General features: G+C 69.0%; 9 protein-coding genes. All 9 read right to left on the bottom strand.

The annotated features are described in order from the left end of the window. On the bottom strand, positions 1-844 hold an 844-nt coding region (locus ACFDTC_RS12215), incomplete at its 3' end, for an NADH-quinone oxidoreductase subunit D (RefSeq protein WP_375259156.1). Then, entirely contained in the window at positions 844-1,017 is a 174-nt protein-coding gene (locus tag ACFDTC_RS12210; RefSeq protein ID WP_375259155.1) for a hypothetical protein, read from the bottom strand. The genes ACFDTC_RS12210 and ACFDTC_RS12215, both read right to left, overlap by 1 nt. Next, on the bottom strand, positions 1,017-1,643 hold the full coding sequence (locus ACFDTC_RS12205) for an NADH-quinone oxidoreductase subunit C (protein ID WP_375259154.1): 627 nt from the start codon (positions 1,641-1,643) through the stop codon (positions 1,017-1,019). Before ACFDTC_RS12205 ends, ACFDTC_RS12210 begins: the two co-directional genes overlap by 1 nt. A gap of 42 nt (positions 1,644-1,685) precedes the next feature. Beyond that, entirely contained in the window at positions 1,686-2,312 is a 627-nt protein-coding gene (locus tag ACFDTC_RS12200; RefSeq protein ID WP_375259153.1) for a NuoB/complex I 20 kDa subunit family protein, read from the bottom strand. Continuing rightward, on the bottom strand, positions 2,303-2,668 hold the full coding sequence (locus ACFDTC_RS12195) for an NADH-quinone oxidoreductase subunit A (RefSeq protein ID WP_375259152.1): 366 nt from the start codon (positions 2,666-2,668) through the stop codon (positions 2,303-2,305). The genes ACFDTC_RS12200 and ACFDTC_RS12195 overlap by 10 nt, the downstream gene beginning before the upstream one ends. A gap of 274 nt (positions 2,669-2,942) precedes the next feature. Beyond that, entirely contained in the window at positions 2,943-3,734 is a 792-nt protein-coding gene (locus ACFDTC_RS12190; protein ID WP_375259151.1) for a crotonase/enoyl-CoA hydratase family protein, read from the bottom strand. Further along, on the bottom strand, positions 3,731-4,615 hold the full coding sequence (locus ACFDTC_RS12185) for a hydroxymethylglutaryl-CoA lyase (protein WP_375259150.1): 885 nt from the start codon (positions 4,613-4,615) through the stop codon (positions 3,731-3,733). The genes ACFDTC_RS12190 and ACFDTC_RS12185 overlap by 4 nt, the downstream gene beginning before the upstream one ends. 11 nt (positions 4,616-4,626) lie before the next feature. Continuing rightward, complete coding sequence (locus tag ACFDTC_RS12180) at positions 4,627-5,295, bottom strand: glutathione S-transferase family protein (RefSeq protein ID WP_375259149.1); 669 nt, start codon at positions 5,293-5,295, stop codon at positions 4,627-4,629. After that, a partial coding sequence (locus tag ACFDTC_RS12175; RefSeq protein ID WP_375259148.1) for a biotin/lipoyl-containing protein occupies positions 5,292-6,518 on the bottom strand: 1,227 nt, incomplete at its 5' end. The genes ACFDTC_RS12175 and ACFDTC_RS12180, both read right to left, overlap by 4 nt.

Genomic DNA, 6,518 nt, shown 5'->3' with positions numbered 1-6,518 from the left:
AGACCGACTGGCGCATCTCCTCCATCCGGCACAGGAAACGGTCGTAGCAGTCGCCGTTCTTGCCCACGGGGATCTGGAACTCGAACTCGTCGTAGCATTCGTAGGGCTGCGCGCGACGCAGGTCCCACGCCATGCCCGAGCCGCGCACCATCACGCCCGAGAACGCCCATTCCTGCGCCTCTTCCGCCGTGACGACGCCGATATCGGCGTTGCGCTGCTTGAAGATGCGGTTCTCGGTCAGCAGCCCGTCGATGTCGTCCAGCACCTTGGGGAACTCGTGCGCCCACGTCTCGATATCGTCGAGCAACTCGGGCGGCAGGTCCTGGTGCACGCCGCCAGGCCGGAAATACGCGGCGTGCAGCCGCGCGCCACTGGCGCGCTCGTAGAAGATCATCAGCTTCTCGCGCTCTTCGAAGCCCCACAGCGGCGGGGTCAGAGCGCCCACGTCCATCGCCTGCGTCGTGACGTTGAGCAGGTGGTTCAGAACGCGCCCGATCTCGGAGTACAGCACCCGGATCAGCGAGGCGCGGCGCGGCACCTCGACGCCGGTGAGTTTCTCGATCGCCAGGCACCAGGCGTGTTCCTGGTTCATCGGCGCGACATAGTCCAACCGGTCGAAATACGGCAGGTTCTGCAGGTAGGTCCGGCTTTCCATCAGCTTCTCGGTGCCGCGGTGCAGCAGGCCGATATGCGGATCGCAGCGCTCGACGATCTCGCCGTCGAGTTCCAGCACGAGGCGCAGCACGCCGTGCGCCGCCGGGTGCTGCGGGCCGAAGTTGATGTTGAAGTTGCGGATCTTCTGCTCGCCCGTCTGGGCGTCGTCGAATCCCTTGGAGCCGTCCATCACAGTCTCTCCATTTCCTGCAGCTTCATCGCCATGACCCACAGCAGGATCAGCGGCACGATCGGGATGACCGCGGCGAAGGCCCAGTACTTGTGCACGCCGAAATGCGGCAGCAGCTTCATCAGCGGAATGATCGTGGCGATCGTGACCGCCAGCCAGACGAGGAAACCCATCAGCCCTTCGCCTTCTCGTTGGCCGCGGCGTCGGTCTTCTCGTCGCCGGGCAGCACGTATTCCGCACCCTCCCAGGGCGACATGAAGTCGAACTGGCGGTATTCCTGCACCAGGCTCACGGGCTCGTAGACGACGCGCTTCTGCTCTTCGTCGTAGCGCACCTCGGTATAGCCGGTGGTGGGGAAGTCCTTGCGCAGCGGATGACCGCGAAAGCCGTAATCGGTCAGGATGCGGCGCAGGTCGGGATGACCCGAGAACAGCAGCCCGAACATGTCAAAGATTTCGCGCTCGAACCAGTTGGCCGAGGGGTGCACCGCGGTGATCGAGGGCACGGTGTCGTCCTCGCGCACGGGGACGCGCAGGCGGATGCGGTGGTTCTGCCACATCGACAGGAAGTGGTAGACCACGTCGAAGCGCTTGGGCCGCTGCGGGTAGTCCACCGCGGTGATGTCGATCAGCGTGGTGAACCGGCAGGTGGCGTCGGTCTTGAGGAACTCGACGAGGCCGCGCAGGTTCGACAGCGTCACGTCGATCGTCAGCTCGCCGTGCGAGACCTGCCAGCCCAGCACGCAATCCGGGCGCCGTGCCTCGATGTGACTTCCCAGCTCGTTCAGCGCATCGGTCATCGCGCTCTCTCCTTCAGGGCCTTCGTCCGCGCGGTCATGCGATCAGCGCACCAGCGTGCCGGTGCGGCGGATCTTCTTCTGCAGCGCCATGATTCCGTAGACCAGCGCCTCGGCCGTGGGGGGGCAGCCGGGGACATAGATGTCGACCGGCACGATCCGGTCGCAGCCGCGCACGACGCTGTAGCTGTAGTGGTAGTACCCGCCGCCGTTGGCGCACGAGCCCATGCTGATAACGTAGCGCGGCTCGGGCATCTGGTCGTAGACCTTGCGCAGCGCCGGCGCCATCTTGTTGGTCAACGTGCCGGCCACGATCATCAGGTCGGACTGGCGCGGCGAGGCGCGCGGCGCGACACCGAAGCGTTCCAGATCGTAGCGCGGCATCGACGAATGCATCATCTCGACCGCGCAGCAGGCCAGGCCGAACGTCATCCAGTGCAGCGAGCCGGTGCGCGCCCAGTTGATGATGTCCTCGGTCGAGGTCAGCAGAAAGCCCTTGTCCTGCAGCTCGCGGTTCAGCGTCTGCGTCACCGGGTCGGCGACGTAGCCCGGCGCGTCGGCCTCCAGCGGCACCTTCGCCGAGGGGCCGGATTTCACGCGCGGGGTCTGGTAGCCCTCGCTCTGGACGTGGGTCACGTCGGGTTCGTTCACGTCGGGATCCTTCACTGCCATTCCAGTGCCCCCTTCTTCCATTCGTAGGCGAAGCCCACGGTCAGCAGCGCCAGGAACGCCATCATCGACCAGAAGCCCACCATGCTTACGTGCTGGAACGCGACCGCCCAGGGGAACAGGAACGCGATTTCCAGGTCGAAGATGATGAACAGGATCGACACGAGGTAGAACCGGACGTCGAATTTCATGCGCGCGTCGTCGAAGGCGTTGAAGCCGCATTCGTAGGCGCTGACCTTCTCGGGGTCGGGATTGCGCACCGCCACCACCAGCGCGGCGAGGATCAGCACCAGCCCCAGGCCGATCGCGACGGCCAGGAAGACGAGGATGGGAAGGTATTCCCGAAGCAGTTCGTCCACGTGAAATCCCCTTCGCTCAGGTCGTTTCGGTCGGGCCCCGCGCGCCGGTCCGCCTTAGGCTCGGACGATCCGCGCGGAATCCGGGCGCGCGCCGCGGGCGTCGCACCTGTCACATGTGGCTTTACTCCCGGCGGATCAAAGGGTCAACCGGGTGCGCTCAGTTTGCCAAACGGGAATATGGCGCATTTTCAGCGCGTTAGGCGCGTGGGGATGTTGCGACAAAAGGCTGCGCGCGCGCCGCTGCCGCCTGACGCGGCGTCGCGGCGCGGGCGGGCTAGCCCGTGCTGTCGTCCCAGGGTGCGCGGCGCTTGTCGAGGAACGCGCCGACGCCCTCCTGCGCCTCGGCGGTCTCCCAGCGCAGGGCCAGCGCGTCGATCGCCATCTCGACGTCCGAGGTGCGCACCTCTCCACCGAGATCGCGCAGCAGCCGCTTGGCGTCGCGCACGGCGCCGGGCGCGCAGGCCAGGTACGGCGTGACCTCGGCGGCGACCGCGTTTTCCAGCGCGTCGGCGGGCACCGACCGCGACAGCAGGTTCAGGCGCACCGCCTCGGGCGCCTCGAACACGCGGCCGGACATGAAGACCTGCTGCGCGCTGCCCGCCCCCATGCGGCCGATCACGTAGGGGCCGATATTGGCCGGGATCAGACCCAGCTTCGTCTCAGTCAGCGCAAACTTCGCGCCCTCGACGGCGATCGCCACGTCGCAGACCGACACCAGCCCGACGCCGCCACCGAACGCGTTGCCCTGCACCCGCCCGATCAGCGGCTGCGGCAGCGCATAAAGCGCCCCCAGCGCGCTGGCGATGCGCTTCGACTCGCGCCGCCGCGTGCGAGTGTCCATGCCGAATTGCTCGCGCATCCATGCAAGGTCGCCCCCCGCGCAAAAGCTGCGCCCGGCGGCGGTCAGTACGACGACGCGCGTCTCGGCATCCTCGGCCACCGCCTGTGCCACGCCTTCGAGCTCGGTCAGCATCTCGGCCGACAGGGCGTTGTGCTTGTCGGGGCGGTTCAGCGTGATGGTGGTCACGCCGCGCGCGTCGCGGGCGACGTCGATCAGTCCGGTCATCGTCCTGCCTCCTGCTGGATGGTCTCGCGCGGCGGCCGCATCGCCCGCGCCATGGTCGCGGCGCTGGCCAGCACCGCCGGGTCCAGCCCGGTGTCGTAGCCGAGCGCCGTCAGCCGGTCGTGCACCGCCTCGGTCGCCACGTTGCCCGCGGCCCCCGGGGCGTAGGGACAGCCGCCGAGGCCGCCCACCGCTGCGTCGAACACCCGCAGCCCGCGCGCCAGCGCCGCCTCGACGTTGCTTAGCGCGCGGCCCGCGGTGTCGTGGAAATGCCCCGCCAGCTCGTTTGCCGGCACCTCGTCCAGAACCGCCGCCAGCATCGCGTCGACGGCCTCGGGAGTGGCTCGCCCGATCGTGTCGCCCAGGCTGATCTCGTAGCAGCCCATGGCGCGTAGCGCGGCCGCGACCCGTGCCACCGCCTCGGGCGGCACCGGCCCGTCGAACGGACAGTCGCACACGCAGGAAACGTAGCCGCGCACCGGAAGCCCGGCCTCGCGCGCGGCGGCCACCACTGGCGCGAACCGCTCGAGGCTTTCGGCGATGGTCGCGTTGATGTTCGCGCACGAGAACCCTTCCGAGGCCGAGCCGAAGACCGACACCTCGTCCGCCCTCGCTTCGATGGCGCGTTCGAGCCCCTTCATGTTGGGCGTCAGCGCGGCGTAGGACACGCCCGGCGCGCGGCGGATGCCGGCCAGCACCTCGGCCGAATCCGCCATCTGCGGCACCCATTTCGGACTGACGAAACTGGCGCATTCGATGCGGCGAAACCCGGCCTGCGACAGCAGGTCGACCAGCGCCACCTTGTCCTCGGTCGCGATGGCGCGCGTCTCGTTCTGCAGCCCGTCGCGCGGGCCGACCTCGAAGATCTCGACGTGTCCGGTCATGGCAGCCTCCCTCAGGCGTCGGGCACGGGGTAGAAGTCGCGGTCGTAGAAGCGCTGCGGGCCTTCGCGAAGGGCGGCGCGCTTGTAGGCGTCGCGCGCCTCGATCCGGGCCTTGTAGGCCGTCAGCCGCGGGAACTCGTCCAGCTTCACGTAGTATGGCACCGCGAACAGGTTGAAGCCCATCATGATGTCGGCGGCCGAGAACCCCGAGGGCAGCAGCCAGTCGCCGGTCAGCCGCTCCTCCATCCCGCGCAGGGTCTGGCGCAGGCGGGCGACGGTCAGCTTCACGACGACCGCGGGCGGCTTGGCCGGCGGGCGCAGGAAGACCATCATCAGGTTCAGCTGCTCGACGAGGCTCGCCTGCGTCTCGGCGTAATGGATCCACTGCAGGTAGGCGGCCCGTTCGGGGTGATCCGCGTCCCGGCCGAGCGCGGGCTCCAACCGCTCGACCAGATGCTGCACGATCGCGCCGGATTCGCTCATCTCGAGCCCGTCCCACGCGATCGCCGGGATCCGCGCGGCGGGCGACAGGCACGGCAGCGCGCCCTCGCGCATCTCGGGGGTGCCGATGCGGTATTCCACCACTTCGAGCCCGCCGAACCGGTCGATGCCGATCTCCTCGGCCAGCCAGAGAACGCGGAAGGACCGGCCATACTGAACGTGATGCAGGACAAGGGTCATGCGGTCTCTTCCACCTCGTCCAGGCGGATCAGCGGCGCGCCGGCCTCGACCTGCGCGCCTTCGCTGACCAGAACCTCGGCCACGGTGCCGTCGCGCCACGCCGTCATGGCGTGTTCCATCTTCATCGCCTCGAGGACCACCAGCCGCTGACCCTCGACCACCGCCTGCCCGGCCTCGACCGCGACCAAGACGACCCGGCCCGGCATCGGCGCCAGCGTCAGCGAGTCGCCGGTCGCGGCGGCCGCGGCGCGCGCCAGCGGGTCGATCACGTCGAAGGCCACCGCCGGTGCCGCGAACACCGTCACCTGCCCTTTTGCAGCGTGGACCGGCGCGGCCGGTTCGCCATCGATGCGCCAGAGGCCGCCGCGCCGTTCGGCCAGCACAGTGGCCTCGGGCAGCGCGATCTCGACCCTGTCCGGCCCGCCCACGCGCAGGGTGCAGTCGATCTCGGCCCCGCCGGTCGCCAGCGTCACGCGCCGCGACAGCGGCTGCCACAGGGTGAAACCGGTGTCCCACTTGTTGGCGCCGTCCAACCCCGCCGCGGCCAGCGCCGCGCGCGCCACGATCCGCGGATGCACGGTATCGGTTTCGGTGAGCGCGTCGAGATCGCGCGCGATCAGCCCGGTGTCGACCTGACCCGCCGCAAAGCCCGGGTGCGCCGCCAGCCGCGACAGGAAGGCGAGGTTCGTGACGGTACCCGCCACCTGCGTGCCTGCAAGCGCGCGCGACAGCTTGCGCAGCGCGATGGCGCGGGTCGGACCGTGGGTGATGATCTTGGCGATCATCGGGTCGTAATGCGGACTGATCGTGTCGCCGGACCGCACGCCGCTGTCGCAGCGCGCGTCGTCGGGGAATTCCAGGTGCGACAGGCGGCCGGTCGCGGGCAGGAATCCCGCCGGCACGTCCTCGGCGTAAAGCCGCGCCTCGAAGGCGTGGCCGGTGATGGTCAGGTCCTCCTGCGCGGCCGGAAGCGGTTCTCCGGCGGCGACGCGAAGCTGCCATTCGACGAGGTCCACGCCGGTGATCGCCTCGGTCACCGGGTGCTCGACCTGCAGGCGGGTGTTCATCTCCATGAACCAGAATCCGTCGGTGCGCAGCCCGTCCGAGCCGTCGACGATGAACTCGACCGTGCCGGCGCCGGAATACCCGATCGCCTCGGCCGCGCGGACCGCCGCGTCGCCCATCGCCTTGCGCATCTCGGGCGTCATGCCGGGCGCGGGCGC

Origin of the sequence: Citreimonas sp. (assembly GCF_042096055.1) — a bacterium.
Lineage (GTDB): Bacteria > Pseudomonadota > Alphaproteobacteria > Rhodobacterales > Rhodobacteraceae > Citreimonas.
Note: the sequence above shows the minus strand (reverse complement) of the source record. Positions and strands in the feature narration are given on the sequence as shown.

Coding starts and splice junctions, on each gene's coding strand:
- ACFDTC_RS12200 (WP_375259153.1), bottom strand. CDS start 2,312: ATGGCAGTGAAGGATCCCGACGTGAACGAACCCGACGTGACCCACGTC.
- ACFDTC_RS12180 (WP_375259149.1), bottom strand. CDS start 5,295: ATGACCCTTGTCCTGCATCACGTTCAGTATGGCCGGTCCTTCCGCGTT.
- ACFDTC_RS12190 (WP_375259151.1), bottom strand. CDS start 3,734: ATGACCGGACTGATCGACGTCGCCCGCGACGCGCGCGGCGTGACCACC.
- ACFDTC_RS12205 (WP_375259154.1), bottom strand. CDS start 1,643: ATGACCGATGCGCTGAACGAGCTGGGAAGTCACATCGAGGCACGGCGC.
- ACFDTC_RS12185 (WP_375259150.1), bottom strand. CDS start 4,615: ATGACCGGACACGTCGAGATCTTCGAGGTCGGCCCGCGCGACGGGCTG.
- ACFDTC_RS12210 (WP_375259155.1), bottom strand. CDS start 1,017: ATGGGTTTCCTCGTCTGGCTGGCGGTCACGATCGCCACGATCATTCCG.